Here is a 15,476-nt window from a genome sequence, read left to right on the forward strand (position 1 = left end):
ACATTCCTCGGGCTCGTGGACCTGATCTGGCGGGGAGGCCGCGGAGCGGGGAGGGCTTCCCAGGGGTGCGGGTGCGGCGGACGGGGCGGGGTCCCGCGGGGGACGGCCGGGAGTACCCGGCCGGGTGGTCAGCGGAGTTCGCGTTCCCGGACGACGAGGAACGTGACCACCGCGCCGGCCAGGGCGAGGAGCGCCAGGCCGAAGAACGTGGTGTGCATCGCGGAGGTGAGGCCGGCCGAGACCGCGTCCAGCGCGGTCCCGCGGTCCGCGGCGTCGAACTGGCCCAGTGCCGTCTCCAGCCGGCCCTGTGTGGCCTCGCCCGCCAGGGTCCGCTCCTGTTCGGCACTGGCGAAGGAGAGGTCGAGCGTGCTCAGGGAGAGGGTCGCCAGCACGGACCCGGCACCGGCGATCGCCACGCTCTCGCCGGCGATGCGCATGGTGTTGAAGATGCCCGAGGCCATCCCGGCCCGCTCGACCTCCACGGAACTGAGCGCCGCGTTGTCCATGACGCCGAAGGCGCTCCCCACTCCCGTGCCGAACAGGGCCAGCGGTGCGGCGAGCACGGTCCAGTGCTGGCCGGGCTGGAGGATCATCAGCCACAGAGAGCCGCCCGCGATGAGCAGGGAGCTGGTGGCGAGCATGATCCGCAGGGGGATCCTGGCCGCCAGCTGCCCGGCCAGCATCGGCAGGGCGAGCACGGGCAGCGTCAGGGGGAGGAGCAGGGCTCCGGCCTCGGCGGCACCGAACCCTCCGACGCCCTGGAAGAAGGGCGGCAGGTAGACGAGCAGGACCACGAAGCCGAAGGTGATGGTGAAGGGCTGGCAGACGACCACGACGAAGGTGGGCCGTTTGAACAGCGAGAGGTCGAACATCGGGCGCCGGACCCTCGACTCCACGACGACGAAGGCCGCGAGGAAGACGAAGAACCCGACCGCCGAACCGATCGCGCCCAGGCTGAGCCAGCCCGTCTCGGCGCCCTGGACGAAGGCCATGGAGAGCAGGAACAGGCTGGTGCTGAAGGTGATGACGCCGCCCCAGTCCACCGAGGTGGAGTTGGGGTCGCTCGACTCCCGGATCGAGCGGACCAGGAGCAGGACGACGGCGGCGAACCCGAGGTTCATCAGGAACACCATGCGCCAGTCCAGGAAGTTGACCATCAGTCCGGCGACGAACGGACCCATGGCCAGTCCGAAGCCGAAGGAGGTCCCCAGGAGGCCGAAGGCCCTGGCCCTGGCCGCGCCGCGGAAGGAGTCGGCGAGGATCGCCGCGCCGCTGGTCATGATGCCCGCGGCACCGATGCCCTGGACCGCCCGGGCGACGTCGATGACGAGGATGTTGGAGGAGAGGCCGATCACCGTGGCCATGGCCGTGAAGACGACGAGGCCGATGACGAGGATCCGGCGCCTGCCGAACCGGTCCGCGAGCCCGCCGGCGGCGAGCATGAACGCCGCGAAGGTGACGTTGTAGGCGTTCTGCACCCACTGGGCCTCACCGACGCTGGCGTTCAGGTCGGCCGCGAGCTGGGTGAGCGCCACGGCCGGGGCGGTGACGGCAAGCGGAAGCATCACGCTGGACAGGGCGACGGCGACGAGTGTGGCCACCGCCTGCCCCCTGGTCAACGGGGCGGGAGCGACCTGGGCGCTCGGCCGATCCGTTGCGTCTATCGCCATTCCCACACCTCTTGATTCGGATTCTTATGGTTATCCATTCGTGGATGAACATAAGGTATCTTATGCTCATCGTCAATCTTATAGACCTGGCCCGGTTCGCGGCGGTCGGACCCGGGCCGTCCACCGCGACCTGATCGATCGGAGCTCCACGAGATGCCGTTGACCAGTGACGACACCCCTTCCAGCCGCACACCCCGCTCCCCCGCGGACGTCCTCGTGGTCGGCGCCGGCCCCGTCGGGCTGACCGCCGCGTGCGAGCTTCTGAGACGAGGAACACGCGTGCGGCTCGTCGACCGCGCCGAGAGCGCCTCCCCCTTCCCCAAGGCCCTGCTGCTCTGGCCGCGCACCCTCGACCTGCTGGACGACCTGGGGGCCCTGGAGTCCACCCGGAAGGCCGGCATCGACATCCGGAAGTTCCGCTACTACTCCGCCGGCGAACCGCTGGCCGCGTTCACCTTCCCCGAGCACCTGATGCCGGTGTGCCTGCCCCAGAACGAGACCGAGCGCGTGCTCACCGAGCGGCTGCACGCGCTGGGCGGACGCATCGAGCGGGGCGTGCGGCTCCTCGCCCTCGACGGCGTGGACTTCTCCGGCGACATCACCGCGACCGACGGGGTGACCGCGATCCTCGAACACTCCGACGGAACCGTCGAGCGGTACCGCACCCCCTTCCTCATCGGCGCGGACGGTGCGGGCAGCGCGGTACGCGCCCAGATCGGCACCGGCTTCGCCGGCAGCACCTACGAGTCGGCGTTCGCCCTCGTGGACTGCCGCATCGAGGGCGAGCTCCCGACCGACGAGGCGCTGTACTACCAGTCCCCCCGGGGCGCCCTGGTGATCGTCGCCCTGCCCGACGGCGTCTTCCGGTTCTTCGCCAGCCTCCCGCCCGGGGAGGAGGCCGGCATCGAACTGCTGCAACGGATCACGGACGAACAGGGCCCGGGAGGCGTCCGGCTGGTCGACCCGGTGTGGGAGTCGGTCTTCCGCGTCCACCGCCGGCACGCCGACGACTTCCAGCGGGGCCGGGTCTTCCTCGCGGGGGACGCGGCCCACGTGCACAGCCCGGCCGGAGGCCAGGGACTCAACACCGGGATGCAGGACGCGCAGAACCTCGCCTGGAAGCTGGCCGCGGTGATCGGGGGCGGGGCCGGACCGGAGCTTCTCGGCACCTACGGCCCGGAGCGCAAGGACGTGGCCCGCCAGGTGGTGCGCGACACCGACATCCAAACACGCGGATGGATGCTCCGGCACCCCGTGCAGACGGCGGGCCGTGATGCGGCCTTCCGGCTCCTGGAACCGGTCATGGAACGCGGATACCTGCCCGTCATGGCCGGCTACCGGTTCCGGTACACGCCCACGCGGCTCACGCAGGAACCCGCCTGGCCCTCCCTGTGCCGGCTGACCGGGCGGCTGGCGGGCGCCGTTCGCACCGGTCACGCCCTCCCGCGCCCCCTCGCGGTGGCCCTGGGGGCCGCCGGCGCGGGGAGGGCGGGCGCGGGGGGCGGAGAGGAGCTCCCCGGGTGGACGCTCGCCCTCACCCCAGGACGCGTGCGGGCCCGGGAGCCGTTCTCGGCGCTCGTCTCCGACCGGCCCCAGGTGCGGACGCGGACGATGACCCCCGAGCAGGCGTCGGAACACCGCTTGTGCTCGGCTCCGGGCTACCACCTGATCCGCCCGGACGGCTACGTCGCCGCCCACGGGCACGCGCGGGACCACGCCCGCCTGCGCGTGGAGTTGGCCGCGCACCTGGGTGCACGCGGCCGGCGGGGGCCGGCCGGGGAGCCGGAGAGGGCCGCGCTGAGCCGCGCCTGAGGAGTTCCCCCGGCGCGGTCGGCCCGTCGCTTGCCCTCCGACCGCGCCACCCGGCGGTGCCGCGCGCCCGGCACCGCCGAGGTCGCGCCGCCGCCCAGGACGCACGGCGGACCCGACCGCGGTCCGCCCGGAGCACCGTCTCCTCCCGGCCGGGCCGTCGGCCCGGCCCCTCCCCCGCGCCCCGTGGCCCCCGGTCCGGGCGCGTTCCCCCTGCCTCCCCCGCCGTGGCGTCCCCGTGCGGGCACCCCGAGAACCGATCGGGGACGGCCGCTCCGCCGTCCGGTCACCGGTGGGACCCTCGACGCCTCAAGCCGCCGCGGATGCGTGCGTCCTCCGCGGACATTGCCGCACAGGGGTTCGCCCGCCGCACTTTCCGGAACGCCACGCGTACGGTCGCGCCCACATCAAGCCGGATATCGGTGAGCAAGGTCACTCGACCGCATCCGGCCACGAGGGGAACACGCTCCGAGACATCTTCCAACAAGTGAACATGACCTGCGGTAATCGCATGCTCACCATCGGAGGAAATCCCTACCATGTCCCGCCGTGATCGGATCTGCTTTACTGACCGAACGGCCCGGAACCTGCCATGCCATCACCGAAGGCATTCCCCCGAGAAGTCTTAACAAGAATTTCAGATTCATTTACGTCACCGCAGCTGTCCCCCGGCGGGCTGAACGCAATCCCTAGCACCCAGAGATGCGAGCACGAGAATGACGATGAATATCGGAGGAAAGGCGGAGGGGCCGCTCTCCCTGACTCAGGCGCTACAGCGCCTCACGAGGATCCCCTCGATGCGGAACAAGTACGGCCGCCACCTCGGACCGGGGCGCAGGCCCCGTCTGGTGGACCTGCCGCCCCTCACCCGTGACGAGCTCAGCGACGCGGTCGACGCGATGATGCGGGAGGCCCCGGACGAGCTCTCCCGGGCCTCACTGCACCTCATGGGCGGCACGACGTCCACGAGCCGTATGGGCGCGCTCCCCGCCGACCTGCACGTGGACGAGATCTCGCCCCACGTCCGGCCCTTCGCCCCGGGCGACCTTCTCGCCAGCCTGAGCACCCCCTTCCACATGCGCGCCTCACACGACCTCCACAACGCCCTCGCCGCGCGGGCCGGGATCCCCACGCTGTCGCTCGACGCCCCGACGGACCAGATGATCGAGCCGTGCCTCGACCTCTTCGAACAGCACGGCGTGACCGCCGTCGCCACCACCCTGGACACGGTCCAGCGCATCCTGCGCTTCTGCGCCGCGTCGGGCCGGAATCTGGACTTCCTGCGCAAGGTGCTCTGGAGCGGTCCGGCGATGGACGCGGGCACGCGCTCCCTGATTCGCACGTACTTCCCCCACCTGCGCACATGGACGCTGTTCGGCTCCGCGGAGACCTGGATCATCGGGCACAGCGGACCCGACTGCGCGGTCGACACCTTTCACCCGCTCCCCTACCAGCACACCGAGATCGTCAGCGGGCGCATGCTCGTGACCGTCACGCACGGGAAGTCGGTCGTCCCCCTGCTGCGCTACGACACCGGCACCGGGGCCGAGTGGACGTCCTGCACGTGCGCACTGCCCGGCCGGGCCCTGCGGACCCACGGCCGCATCGACGCCCCCTACGGTCCGCTCAGCCGCCTGGTGGAACCCTCGGACCTGGCGTCGCTCGCCCTCCAACTCGACTCCGTGGAAGCCGCCCAGGTGGTCCTGACCTCCCCGCGCACGAAGGACGAGCGCCTGCGCCTGCGGGTCCGGCTCCGCCCGGGAACGGAAGCGGACCTGTACACCGTCGAGTGGATCCGGCACCACGTGGTGTCCGGGTGCCTGGCCCTGGCCGAGGTCATCGAGGAGTCTCCCGAGACCTTCGAGGTGACCGTCTCACGGCGGCTGCTGGAGCAGTCCTCGGACGGCTCCGCTCCGGCGACGGTGGTCCGGACCGCGTCCCGGGACCGGTACTCCGCGTGAGCGGCCAGGGCGGGCCCGCCCTGCCGACGGGGACGGCCGGGAATTCTCCGACCCGGGAATAGCGCAACTCCCGCATCATGTTACGGGCTTTCGCGATGCCACCGGACGGGGATTTTCTTTCTTCTCGACCGTGCAAGCGGACGGTTTTTCCGAGGCCTGCCGCGCACGAAACGACCCACCCGCCGAAAGAATGACACACAATGGCGCCGGGCATCACGTGTTCAGCGAATGCACGGACTCCCCTTCCTCCTGGCACCCCTGTCGGAGGGGCAGCGCCTACCGGGGTGTGCGCCCGTGAGCGCCCCTGGGCCGGCCCTTCCGCGTGTTCACCGGCTCACCCCCCGCACCAGGAGCGGCCGAGGCTCCGCCCCGGAGGTCGGCCACCGCATGAATAACAGGCATCATATGCCAATAAGCCTTCACTTCTGCATAAGAGATCGTATACTCATCCTAGTTCGATCAGTCAGACACGGAAGAGGAACACTGCGATGTGCGGACCCCACGTGATCCACAAGGCCCGAAAGACTTTCATGACCGCCTCGGGACACACCCCGCAAACGCCCGGGGACACGATCACGGCGGAGCGTCCGAACCCGTCCGCGCGTCCGGTCGGCCGCGGTGTCGACCGGCGCCGCATGCTGACCGGTTCGGCGGCCGTCGGCGCCGCGCTGACCGGGATCGGCGCGCTCGGTGGTCCGGTGGAGTCCGCCCACGCCCAGACCATCGCGGGGATCAACCCCTCCCAGCTGAGGGTCACCGACCTCACCCACGTGCTCCACAACGACTTCCCGATCTACCGGCCCTACATCCTCGACCCCAACATCTTCCAGTTCGCGTCGATCGAGGAGGACGGCTTCAACGCGCTCAAGCTGGAGATCGACGAGCACACCGGGACGCACTTCGACGCCCCGTGGCACTTCAACGACAGCCCCGACGCCCTGCACACCCATGAGGTGGCGCCCAGCGACCTGGTCTGCCCGCTCGTCGTCATCCGCATCGCCGACCGCGCCGCGAGGGACTACGACGCGCAGGTCGGTGTGGTCGACCTCCGGCGCTGGGAACGGCGCAACGGCCGTATCCCCCGAGGCGCACTGGTCGCCATGGACTCCGGCTGGAGCGCGCGGGTGCTCCAGAGCGAGGAGGCGATGCTCAACCGCGACAGCGACGGCGGCGCCCACTTCCCCGGGTTCGACATCGAGGCGATCGCCTGGCTGCTGACCGAGCGCGACATCGCCGGGGTCGCCGTGGACACTCCCAGCTTCGACTTCGGCCCCGCGTCCGCGACCAACCCCGAGGCGCACGTCCTCCTCCTCGGCGAGAACAAGTACGCCGTGGAGATGGTCGCCCACCTGGAGACGGCCCCCGAGACCGGCGCGATGGCGGTCGTCGGCGTCGCCAACATCCGCGGCGGTTCCGGTGGCCCCGTGCGGCTGCTGGCCCTCACCTGACGCCGCGGTCGACACAGGGGCCCCTCGCGGCAGCGGTCTCCGAACCCCCGCCGGGGCCCCTGGCCCCGTCCCCGGGCCGTGGTCATCCGCGTGGCCACGCCTCCATGGCCACCCCGACCAGCGCCTCCAGTTCGGTGCGGTCCGCCCCGTCCCCGGCCTGGACGGACATCCCCTGGACGAGTGCGCCGAAGTATCTCGCCAGCGCCGCTGTGTCGGCCCCCCGCGGCAGCTCTCCGCTGTCCCGGGCACGCCCTAGATAGGCGGTCACCGCCTCCAGGGTTCGCGCCCGTCGCGCCGCGACCGCGCGCCTGACCTCCGCGTTCCGCTCTCCCACGGCCAGTGCCGCGGTGGAGATCATGCACCCGTGCGGTCGGCCCGGCTCGGTGAAGTCACGCGCCGCGTTCACCAGCAGTCGCCTCATGCCCTCACGGGTCGCCTCGGGTTCGTCGAGCACCTCCGCCGCACCCGCCCCCACGCCCCGGGCGTAGTGGTCCAGGCACGCCTCGTACAGCCCCTGCTTGGACCCGAAGGCGTTGTAGATGCTCGGCGGTGCCAGCCCGGTGGCCCGCTGGAGCTCACTCAGGCTCGCCCCCTCGAAACCGTGCCGCCAGAAGACGGTCATCGCCCGGTCCAGGACCCGTTCCTCGTCGAACTCGCGCGGGCGGCCCCGCCCCTCGGATCGCCTTTTTTCCATAGTGGCCACTATAGTAATCCCTATTCTGTAGCGTTCACTATGAAATGAGGACAGGATGAGCCGGACAGCGCTGGTCACAGGTGGTACACGCGGCATCGGACAAGCGATAGCACTGGCCCTCGCCGAGGACGGCGCCGCGCTCGTGGGAGTGCAGTACCGCGGCGACGAGGAGTCCGCCGCCCGTACCGCGAAGCTGATCGAGGGGCGGGGCGCGCGAGCCGTCACGATCCGCGCCGACTTCGGGACGGACACCCTGGGCGCGGTGGACGCCACCGCGGGAGCATTCCTCGCACAGGCCGAGAGAACCACAGGCCGAAGAGAGGTGGACGTACTGGTCAACAACGCGGGCATCGGTGAGCCCCAGGAACTGGGGAGGATCGACGCATCCACCTATCACCGGGTCATGGACGTCAACCTCACCGCTCCGCTGTTCCTCATCCAGCAACTGGCCCCCTACATGGGCCGGAACGGCCGGATCGTGAACATCTCCACCGGGTACACCCGTGTCGCCGCACCGACCCATCCCGTCTACTCGGCGTCCAAGGCAGCCCTCAACGCCCTCACACTGGCGCTCGCGCCGACCTTCGGGCACCGCGGGATCACGGTCAACGCCGTCATGCCCGGGGTGGTCGACACCGACATGAACGCGGGCTGGCTCGGCGAGCCCGGAGCCCGTGAGAGAGCGGCCGGCCTGTCGGTCTTCGGCAGGATCGGCGAGGCGGAGGACATCTCGGCCCTGGTCCGCTACCTCGCCTCGCCCGAGGCCCGGTGGACCACCGGACAGGTCATCGACGCAACGGGCGGGAGCGCCATCTGAGGGCTTCCCCGCGCCGCCCGGGGAGCGGGTCGGACCTGCTCCGGGGCGGCGCGGGACCCGTTCCGCGTCAGGACCAGCCGTAGCGGCTGCGCAGGACGTCCGCGACCAGCCAGAACCTCTCCTCGTCCATGACCGCCGCCTCGCGCCGGATGTCGTCCTCGTCGAACTCGAAGAGTCGGTCGACCCGCAGGAACGAGTCACGCTCCTCGCGGTCCCAGGGCCCCGAACCGATCGGCAGCCAGTCCTGGCGCTCCCAGTCGTCGGGGCGCTGCGAGGACAGCATCAGGCCGTGCAGGCGCCTTCCCCTGCGGCCGACGACCAGCAGCGGCCGGTCCTTGCCCTGCTGCGGGTCCTCCTCGAAGGGCACCCACGTCCACACGATCTCACCCGCGTCGGCGAGGCCGTCGCGCTCGGGGGCATAGGTCAGCCGGGTCGCGTTCTCTGAGGTGGGGATCTCACGGACCTCGCCCCTGTGGGGGTGGTCGTCGCCGCGTCGCATCGTTCGTTCGTTCACGCCCCGCATCCTAGGACCTCACGGGGGGTGCGTCAGCCGAGGGCGAGGAGGGCGTCCAGTGCCCGCACGCAGTGGGCGGCCTCGTCCTCCAGGGAGGTACCGCGTTCCCCGCTGGGGGCGGCTGACCAGCGCAGCGCCCGGTCCTCGACGTAGGCGGCCCACCCGTGGGCGACGGACAGCGACGCCTCCCCCAGTCCGAGGAGGGCCCGGACCCGCTCGGCCACGGCCGCTCGCAGGTCCTCCGCGTGCTCACGGCCAGGACCGGCCGCGCCTCCGCCGAACACCAGTGCCACGTACGCCCCGCGGCGGCGGTCCACCTGCCCGTAGTAGCGGGCGACGAACTGCGCCACGGCCTCCCTGGCGGGCAGCCCCGCGTCGGGGGCGGTGTTGCGCAGCACCCTGCGCCCCGCGGCGGCCACCACGGCGTCGTGGAAGGCCGCCTTGTTCGGGAAGTAGTGGAACAGCAGTCCCCGGGAGATCCCGGCCTCCCGCGCCACCTCGTCGACGGGCAGTTCCTGGATGGGCCTCTCCACCAGCATCCGCAGGCCGATCCCGACCAGTTGGCGCCGGCGCTCGTCCTGGGTCATCCGCGTGCGCCGCGGCGCTCCTTCGCTCACGCTGTTGAGCGTTGCTCAACAAGACCGTAGTGTCAACACCGTGGGCTCCGCCCCGATCCCGCCCCGCACCCCGCCCGGCCCCGGGTGCACCGGCACGACGAGCACCACGGAGAGGCAGCCATGAGCAAGGGAACGATCCTGATCACCGGCGCCAGCGCAGGGCTGGGAGCCGAGATGGCGCGCCAGTTCGCCGCCCTGGGCTACGACCTGGGGCTGTGCGCTCGGCGGGTCGACAGGATGGAGGCGCTGCGCGACGAGATCGCCGCCGACCACCCCGGGTGCCGGATCGAACTGCGTGCCCTCGACGTCACCGACGGCGACGCCGTCTTCGCGGTGTTCGGTGACCTTGCCGCCGCCTTCGGCGGCATGGACCGGGTGATCGTCAACGCCGGGCTCGGCAAGGGCGCCGCACTCGGGACCGGACGGCACGACGCCAACCGCCAGACGGCGGCCACCAACTTCATGGGAGCCCTGGCCCAGTCCGAGGCGGCCATGGAGATCTTCCGTGCCCAGGGGCGCGGCCATCTGGTGCTCATCTCGTCCATGTCGGCTCTGCGGGGCATGCGCAGGGCCATGACCGTGTACGCCGCGACCAAGGCGGGCGTCGCCGCCCTCGCCGAGGGCCTGCGCGCGGAGCGGGTGCCCGGTCTGGACGTGTCCGTCATCCACCCCGGCTACATCCGCTCGGAGATGAACGAGCACGTACGGCAGAGGACCCGGTTCATGGTGGACACGGCGAGCGGTGTCCGCTCCATGGTCGCCGCCATCGAGCGGCGGCGGGTCAGGGCGTACGTGCCCGCCTGGCCGTGGGTCCCCCTCGGTTTCGCGATGCGGGTGCTGCCCCTGTGGGTCGTCAGCAAGCTCACGTGAGCGGAGCCCCGCAGGGCTCGGCCGGGACCGCGGCGTGCGCCTCGCAGGCCTCCACCGCATGAAGGGGCCCTCTGGTCCCGCGCACGACCGCGGGTGTGCCGCTCGGCGACGGCTCTCCGCGCCGGGGCGGCCTCACAGGTCCTGGACGGTACCGATGATCGCCGCCCGCGCCCGGCTGCCCTCGGGCACCGGGACCAGCGGGTACACGTGGAAGGCGTCCGCCTCCTCGTGCAGGTGCACCTCACCGCCCGCCCTCGCGACGAGGTCGCGCAGACGTCGGGTGTCGGGCAGGAGCACGTCGCGGGTGCCGATGTAGAGGTCGATGGGGGGAAGGCCGGAGAGCGTCCCGTTGATGGGACTGAGCCTGGGGTTCGCCAGGTCGTCACCGCCCGCCCACGCCTTGGCCGCCTCCTTGAGGCCGACCGGGCTGAGCCACGGGTCGCGGCCCTCCACCTCCGCGATGTCGGGGTTGGACATGGTCAGGTCCGCCCACGGGGAGACCAGGATCAGCCGTGCGGGCCGGGGCAGTCCCTCGCCGGGCAGCGTCTGGGCCAGGGCCAGCGCCAGCCCGGCCCCCGCCGAGTCGCCGGCGAAGACGGTGCGCTCCGGGGCGGCGTGCTCCAGGAGTTCGCGGTAGACCGTGTGGAGGAAACCGAAGGCCTCGCGGTGGGTGTACCGCGGCGCCAAACCGTAGACGGGCACCTCGACACGGCACCCCGTGTCGGCCATGCGGGAGATCAGCACCCAGTGCCACGGGGAGATCTCGCTGATGTACGAACCCCCGTGCACGTACAGGACGGCCTTGGCCGGTCCGTCCCCGCACTCCCGGGGCAGGACGGTGTAGCTCTGGAAGTCCCCCACCGCACGCCGGGTGATCTCGTGCCGTTTGGCGACCCAGTGCGGCGGTTCCGGGTCGTCCTTGGCCTCCTCGATGCGCTCCCGTGCGCCCTCCACGGTCTCCATGGGGCGCTTGCGCGCCACCCGGAACGCCACAGCGAGCATTCTCGCCACCAGGCTAGGCATGGGTTTCTTCGCTTCTCTCCTCGGGGATGTACCCGACCTTGCAACAGAGGTCTCACGGAACGGACGGTCGGCAGGAGAGGGGCACGGGCACCGGACGCGGACCGGACCCCGTCCCCTCACACCGGCGACGTCTTCGGTCAACCCGCCTAGGTCGTGTTTTTTGGATCCTTCCGGGCTCGCGTCCACCAGGCTGCCTCTCGCCGCGCCTCTGCGCTCGTGAAGCACAACCAGGCTGAACTTCGCACATCGTCTTGCGAGAGATCGCCTGGACGGCCGCTCGCCGACCCGAAAACCTCCAAAAAACACTCCCTAGAGGACGACGAGGTCGTCCCTGTGCACCAGCTCACGTTCGTAGGAGGGCCCCAGCTCCCGTGCGAGCCAGCGGGTGGACCGGCCCAGCAGGTCGGGGACCTCGGCGGCATCGTAGTTGACCAGCCCGCGCGCGATCACGGCGCCCTGCTCGTCGCACAGGTCGACGGGGTCGCCCGCGCTGAACTCTCCTGTCACCCTCACCACCCCGGCGGGGAGCAGCGAGGCCTTCTCCCTGGCGACCGCCTCGACCGCGCCCGGGTCCAGCACCAGGCTGCCCCGACCGGCGGTCGCATGGGCCAACCACAGCTGGCGGGCGGACGGGCGGCGCCCGCCGCCCGCGGCGAACAGGGTGCCGACCCCCTCCCCCGCCAGGGCGGCCCGGGCGTTCGCCGCGGAGGTCAGCATCGTGTGCACCCCGGCCTCGGTGGCGATCCGCGCCGACGCGACCTTGGTGACCATCCCCCCGGTGCCCACACCGCGCCTGCCGGAGCTGCCGATGTCGATCCCCTCCAGGTCTCCGGGCCCCCGTACCAGGCTGACCACGGACGACCCCGGAGCGGACGGATCACCGTCGTACAGGGCGTCCACGTCCGACAGCAGAACCAGCGCGTCGGCGCGCATCAGGTGTGCGACCAGGGCCGCCAGCCGGTCGTTGTCGCCGAACCGCAGTTCGTGGGTGGCCACCGTGTCGTTCTCGTTGACGACGGGGACCGCTCCGATGTCCAGCAGGCGGCGCAGCGTGCGCTGCGCGTTGCGGTGCTGGACCCTTCGCATCATGTCCTCGACGGTGAGGAGCACCTGGGCGGCGTTGAGACCGCGCTGGGCCAGCTCGGCCGTGTACGCGGCGAGCAGCAGCCCCTGCCCCACGCTCGCCGCGGCCTGCTGGGACGCCAGGTCGCGGGGGCGGCGGACCATACCGAGCGGGGTCATCCCGGCCGCGACCGCACCGGAGGAGACCAGGATCACCTCCTGGCCGAGGGCCCTGCGGGCCGCCAGCACCTCGACCAGGTCGCGGATGCGCCCGGAGTCGATCCGGCCGTCGGGGGTCGTCAGGGACGACGACCCCACCTTCACCACGACCCTGCGGGCCGAGGCGACCGCCGCACGCCCCGCGGCCTCCGCGGAGCCGGTCTGTTCGAGTTCTGCGCTGTGCACCGTGTGGGACTTTCCATCCAGGGCGCGGCGCCCGGGTCGGGCGCCACGCACGTTCCTGTTCGGCCGGGCCGTCGGTCCCCGCGCGGGTCAGCCCAGCCGGGCGTCGCTTCCGCGCGGGCCCGACGGGACCACCTCGGCGTCCATGGACGGGTCCCAGTCGAAGACCACGGAGTCGTCCTCGGTGCCGATGTGCACCTCCGCGCCCTCGGTGGCACCGGCCTTGGCCAGCTGCTCCTCGATACCGAGGCGGTTGAGCCGCTCGGCCAGGTAGCCGACCGCCTCGTCGTTGCTGAAGTCCGTCTGGGTCACCCAGCGCGCCGGCTTGTCGCCGCGCACCTGGAAGGCGTTGTTGCCCAGCGGCACCACCTGGAAGGGCGTGTCCCCGATCATCTTGGGGCGGATCACGATCCGGGTGGGCTCGGCGACGGGGGCGGCGTCGCGCGCGGCGGCGACCTGCTCGCCCAGGGCGAAGGACAGCTCGCGCAGACCCTCACGGGAGGCGGCGGAGACCTCCATCACCTTGTACCCGCGCTCGACGAGCATCGGGGTGACCAGTTCGGCGAGCTCGCGCGCCTCGGGCACGTCGACCTTGTTCAGAGCGACGATGCGCGGCCGGTCGGACAGGTCCACCCCGGCGCGCTCCCCGTAGGCGGACAGCTCCGACTCCAGGGCGTCGAGGTCGCTGACCGGGTCGCGCCCCGGCTCGTAGGTGGCGCAGTCCAGGACGTGCAGAAGGGTCGAGCACCGCTCGATGTGGCGCAGGAACTCCAGGCCCAGGCCCTTGCCGTCGCTCGCCCCGGGGATGAGTCCGGGTACGTCGGCGATCACGTACTGGGTCCTGCCGGCCTCCACCACGCCCAGGTTGGGGACGAGCGTGGTGAAGGGGTAGTCGGCGATCTTGGGCCGGGCCGCCGACATGGCGGCGATCAGCGACGACTTGCCGGCGCTGGGGAAGCCCACCAGTCCGACGTCGGCGATGGTCTTCATCTCCAGGCGCACGTCGAAGGCCTCGCCCTCCTCGCCCTTGAGGGCGAAGCCGGGCGCCTTGCGCTTCTTGGAGGCCAGCGAGGCGTTGCCCAGGCCGCCGTGGCCTCCCTGGGCGAGGACCAGACGGGTTCCGTGGCCCACGAGGTCGGCGACGAACTCGCCGTCGGCGCGGGTGACCACGGTCCCGTCGGGCACGGTCAGGACCAGGTCGTCCCCGTTGGCCCCGGCACGGTGTCCGCCCTGGCCGGGCGTCCCGTTCTGGGCGTTGCGGTGCGGGCGGCGCTGGTAGTCCAGCAGGGTGGCGGTCTGCGCGTCGACCTCCAGGACGATGTCGCCGCCCCGGCCGCCGTTGCCGCCGTCCGGGCCGCCCAGAGGTTTGAACTTCTCACGGTGCACGGAGGCGCAGCCATGCCCGCCGTTCCCGGCCTTGATGTGCAAGACCGCCTCGTCGACGAAGTCAGGCATAGCTCTCCCCGTTGCTTGTCGGCCCCCGTGCGGGTGGCCTGGTGGAACACGCGTGTCACCCAGTGACAACGCGAGAGGCGGGCCAGTGTTCCCTGGCCCGCCTCGAAACCACAACGTCCGTGCGCGAGCCTACTCGGCTGCGACAGGGACGATGTTCACGGCCTTGCGGCCGCGGAAGTTGCCGAACTTGACCTGCCCGGCGACCAGAGCGAACAGCGTGTCGTCGCCACCGCGGCCGACGTTGGCGCCGGGGTGGAACTTGGTGCCGCGCTGACGGATGAGGATCTCGCCGGCCGAGACGGACTGACCGCCGAAACGCTTCACGCCGAGGCGCTGGGCATTCGAGTCACGACCGTTACGGCTGGACGAAGCGCCCTTCTTATGTGCCATTTCTCCAGGCCTCCTACTTCGCCGCGATGCCGGTGACGCGCACCTGGGTGTGCTTCTGGCGGTGACCCTGGCGCTTCTTGTAACCGGTCTTGTTCTTGTACTTCAGGATGTTGATCTTGGGGCCCTTGGTCTCACCGAGGATCTCGGCGGTGACCGAGTAGTCGCTCAGTTTGCCCGCGTCGCTGATGACGTTGCCGTCGTCAACGACCAGGATGGGCTGCCACGTGATGGTGGCGCCGGTCTCGTCGGAGACCTTGTCGATGTTCAGGACGTCATCGACAGACACCTTCTCCTGTCGGCCGCCCGCTCGCACGATCGCGTACACCGGGTAACTCTCTTCCTGCTCGCTCAACGAATAATGCTCGGGACCATCCCCGAGACGTGAGTTCCGGGGTCCGGGGTCCGGCTGTACCTGTGCCCAGGCCAGCCGGGAGGATCGCCCCCATATGGGTGGGGAGAAGCCTCGTTCCACGATCCACTGATCGCCTGTAGCGGGGCGCGGGGATCTGAGGGAAACAAACCCTGCGTGGAGAGCACTTCGGTGTCGGGGCGCGCGATTGTGGTGGAACGCGCCGACGCACCGTCCATCAGATTACCATTGGCCCGCTACAGACCTGCACACGTGCCGTGGGGGGGGGGGGGGGGGCCCCGCCCCCCCCCCCCCCCCGGCCGGACCCCCCCGGGCGCCCCGCCCCCCCGCGGGCGGGGGGGGCGGCCCCCGGGGGGGGCCCCCCGGGCCGCGGG

The 15,476-nt window shown here is 71.3% G+C and carries 14 protein-coding genes; 5 read left to right on the forward strand and 9 right to left on the reverse strand.

Annotated elements, in window-relative coordinates:
* Positions 1-128 precede the first annotated feature (128 nt).
* Entirely contained in the window at positions 129-1,670 is a 1,542-nt protein-coding gene (locus tag ACFWTE_RS01045; protein ID WP_378776619.1) for an MFS transporter, read from the reverse strand.
* A gap of 153 nt (positions 1,671-1,823) precedes the next feature.
* On the opposite strand from ACFWTE_RS01045, the gene ACFWTE_RS01050 reads away from it, so the two are divergent.
* The 3 genes from ACFWTE_RS01050 to ACFWTE_RS01060 all read left to right on the forward strand — a co-directional run bounded on the left by ACFWTE_RS01050 (position 1,824) and on the right by ACFWTE_RS01060 (position 6,888).
* Positions 1,824-3,482, forward strand: a complete 1,659-nt coding sequence (locus tag ACFWTE_RS01050; protein WP_378776621.1) for an FAD-dependent monooxygenase — start codon at positions 1,824-1,826, stop codon at positions 3,480-3,482.
* 794 nt (positions 3,483-4,276) lie between these two features.
* On the forward strand, positions 4,277-5,440 hold the full coding sequence (locus ACFWTE_RS01055) for an AMP-dependent synthetase (RefSeq protein WP_378776623.1): 1,164 nt from the start codon (positions 4,277-4,279) through the stop codon (positions 5,438-5,440).
* Between the two features lie 530 nt (positions 5,441-5,970).
* Positions 5,971-6,888, forward strand: a complete 918-nt coding sequence (locus ACFWTE_RS01060; protein ID WP_378776625.1) for a cyclase family protein — start codon at positions 5,971-5,973, stop codon at positions 6,886-6,888.
* 82 nt (positions 6,889-6,970) lie between these two features.
* Here the strand turns inward: ACFWTE_RS01060 and ACFWTE_RS01065 are convergent, their stop codons facing one another.
* Positions 6,971-7,582 (reverse strand): TetR/AcrR family transcriptional regulator, encoded by a 612-nt coding sequence (locus tag ACFWTE_RS01065; protein WP_378776627.1) that lies wholly within the window; start codon positions 7,580-7,582, stop codon positions 6,971-6,973.
* A gap of 55 nt (positions 7,583-7,637) precedes the next feature.
* Here ACFWTE_RS01065 and ACFWTE_RS01070 point away from each other — a divergent pair, with 55 nt between their 5' ends.
* Positions 7,638-8,399, forward strand: coding sequence for an SDR family NAD(P)-dependent oxidoreductase (locus ACFWTE_RS01070; RefSeq protein WP_378776629.1), 762 nt, complete (start codon positions 7,638-7,640; stop codon positions 8,397-8,399).
* 67 nt (positions 8,400-8,466) lie between these two features.
* Here the strand turns inward: ACFWTE_RS01070 and ACFWTE_RS01075 are convergent, their stop codons facing one another.
* Both ACFWTE_RS01075 and ACFWTE_RS01080 read right to left on the reverse strand, forming a co-directional pair.
* Positions 8,467-8,913: a type II toxin-antitoxin system PemK/MazF family toxin gene (locus tag ACFWTE_RS01075; RefSeq protein ID WP_378776631.1), complete on the reverse strand. Its 447-nt coding sequence runs from the start codon at positions 8,911-8,913 to the stop codon at positions 8,467-8,469.
* Between the two features lie 32 nt (positions 8,914-8,945).
* Positions 8,946-9,530 carry a TetR/AcrR family transcriptional regulator gene (locus ACFWTE_RS01080; protein ID WP_378776633.1) on the reverse strand — a complete coding sequence of 195 codons (585 nt, stop codon included), beginning with the start codon at positions 9,528-9,530 and terminating at the stop codon, positions 8,946-8,948.
* 120 nt (positions 9,531-9,650) lie between these two features.
* On the opposite strand from ACFWTE_RS01080, the gene ACFWTE_RS01085 reads away from it, so the two are divergent.
* A complete protein-coding gene (locus tag ACFWTE_RS01085; protein ID WP_378776636.1) occupies positions 9,651-10,400 on the forward strand; it encodes an SDR family oxidoreductase in 750 nt (249 codons plus the stop codon).
* Positions 10,401-10,532: 132 nt separating this feature from the next.
* Here ACFWTE_RS01085 and ACFWTE_RS01090 read toward each other — a convergent pair whose 3' ends face one another.
* From ACFWTE_RS01090 to rplU, 5 genes are all read right to left on the reverse strand, one after another.
* Positions 10,533-11,423: an alpha/beta hydrolase fold domain-containing protein gene (locus ACFWTE_RS01090; RefSeq protein WP_378776638.1), complete on the reverse strand. Its 891-nt coding sequence runs from the start codon at positions 11,421-11,423 to the stop codon at positions 10,533-10,535.
* Between the two features lie 309 nt (positions 11,424-11,732).
* Positions 11,733-12,890 carry a glutamate 5-kinase gene (proB, locus tag ACFWTE_RS01095; RefSeq protein WP_378776640.1) on the reverse strand — a complete coding sequence of 386 codons (1,158 nt, stop codon included), beginning with the start codon at positions 12,888-12,890 and terminating at the stop codon, positions 11,733-11,735.
* Between the two features lie 87 nt (positions 12,891-12,977).
* Positions 12,978-14,342 carry a GTPase ObgE gene (gene obgE, locus ACFWTE_RS01100; protein WP_378776642.1) on the reverse strand — a complete coding sequence of 455 codons (1,365 nt, stop codon included), beginning with the start codon at positions 14,340-14,342 and terminating at the stop codon, positions 12,978-12,980.
* A gap of 129 nt (positions 14,343-14,471) precedes the next feature.
* Positions 14,472-14,732, reverse strand: coding sequence for a 50S ribosomal protein L27 (gene rpmA / locus ACFWTE_RS01105; RefSeq protein WP_150253013.1), 261 nt, complete (start codon positions 14,730-14,732; stop codon positions 14,472-14,474).
* Positions 14,733-14,745: 13 nt separating this feature from the next.
* The gene (gene rplU, locus ACFWTE_RS01110) at positions 14,746-15,057 is read right to left on the reverse strand and encodes a 50S ribosomal protein L21 (RefSeq protein ID WP_378776697.1); all 312 of its coding nucleotides are present in this window, start codon (positions 15,055-15,057) and stop codon (positions 14,746-14,748) included.
* Between the last annotated feature and the right edge of the window lie 419 nt (positions 15,058-15,476).

Source organism: Nocardiopsis sp. NPDC058631, assembly GCF_042716955.1.
GTDB lineage: Bacteria > Actinomycetota > Actinomycetes > Streptosporangiales > Streptosporangiaceae > Nocardiopsis.

Excerpts from the sequence above, each read along its gene's own strand:
- ACFWTE_RS01045 (WP_378776619.1), bottom strand. The coding sequence starts at position 1,670 with ATGGCGATAGACGCAACGGATCGGCCGAGCGCCCAGGTCGCTCCCGCC.
- ACFWTE_RS01050 (WP_378776621.1), top strand. The coding sequence starts at position 1,824 with ATGCCGTTGACCAGTGACGACACCCCTTCCAGCCGCACACCCCGCTCC.
- ACFWTE_RS01055 (WP_378776623.1), top strand. The coding sequence starts at position 4,277 with ATGCGGAACAAGTACGGCCGCCACCTCGGACCGGGGCGCAGGCCCCGT.
- ACFWTE_RS01060 (WP_378776625.1), top strand. The coding sequence starts at position 5,971 with ATGACCGCCTCGGGACACACCCCGCAAACGCCCGGGGACACGATCACG.
- ACFWTE_RS01065 (WP_378776627.1), bottom strand. The coding sequence starts at position 7,582 with ATGGAAAAAAGGCGATCCGAGGGGCGGGGCCGCCCGCGCGAGTTCGAC.
- ACFWTE_RS01070 (WP_378776629.1), top strand. The coding sequence starts at position 7,638 with ATGAGCCGGACAGCGCTGGTCACAGGTGGTACACGCGGCATCGGACAA.
- ACFWTE_RS01085 (WP_378776636.1), top strand. The coding sequence starts at position 9,651 with ATGAGCAAGGGAACGATCCTGATCACCGGCGCCAGCGCAGGGCTGGGA.
- ACFWTE_RS01090 (WP_378776638.1), bottom strand. The coding sequence starts at position 11,423 with ATGCCTAGCCTGGTGGCGAGAATGCTCGCTGTGGCGTTCCGGGTGGCG.
- obgE (WP_378776642.1), bottom strand. The coding sequence starts at position 14,342 with ATGCCTGACTTCGTCGACGAGGCGGTCTTGCACATCAAGGCCGGGAAC.
- rpmA (WP_150253013.1), bottom strand. The coding sequence starts at position 14,732 with ATGGCACATAAGAAGGGCGCTTCGTCCAGCCGTAACGGTCGTGACTCG.